The sequence below is a fragment of the Psychrobacter sp. I-STPA6b genome, from assembly GCF_020662265.1.
Taxonomy (GTDB): Bacteria; Pseudomonadota; Gammaproteobacteria; order Pseudomonadales; family Moraxellaceae; genus Psychrobacter.
The window spans coordinates 1-461 of the sequence record NZ_VEWM01000033.1; the positions used below are offsets into that span (position 1 = coordinate 1).

Below are 461 nucleotides of genomic sequence, written 5' to 3' on the forward strand. Positions count from 1 at the left end.
GTATAGTCGGGCTACTATTAAGGGTTGTATAGTTATTAATACAAGCTACAGTTAACACAAGCAGCAGTTATCAGTAATAACGAGGATAATGAATCAGTTAGTAATAACAATTAGACCTGCTTTACGCGGTATTGGTGAAAGATTAACGCCATAAATACCACACCGCCTAATAACTCAATGACGATTGATAGTACACCAGACATACCGAGCAGCTGCTCAAAGATAGTCTGACCCAGTACCAAGCACAGCATGGCTATCAAGCTTACCAATATTAGCCGCTCACTATGAGCCATGCTGTAAGTTATTCGATTGGTCAATGCACATACTAATAACCCTAAAAATATGACGTGGCCGACAAAAGCTGTGGCAGTTGCCACCAAAATAGCGATAGTAACCAATAAGCGCCGTGCCAAAGAGTGATAGTCAACACCCAGATTGATAGCAGGAGCTCGGCCTAGCAT

1 protein-coding gene is annotated in these 461 nt (G+C 42.1%); it reads right to left on the reverse strand.

Annotated features, from left to right (window positions below; genetic code table 11):
- Nucleotides 1-110: 110 nt before the first annotated feature.
- Nucleotides 111-461: iron chelate uptake ABC transporter family permease subunit (locus FHK88_RS03655; RefSeq protein WP_227429424.1), on the reverse strand; the 351-nt coding region annotated here is incomplete at its 5' end.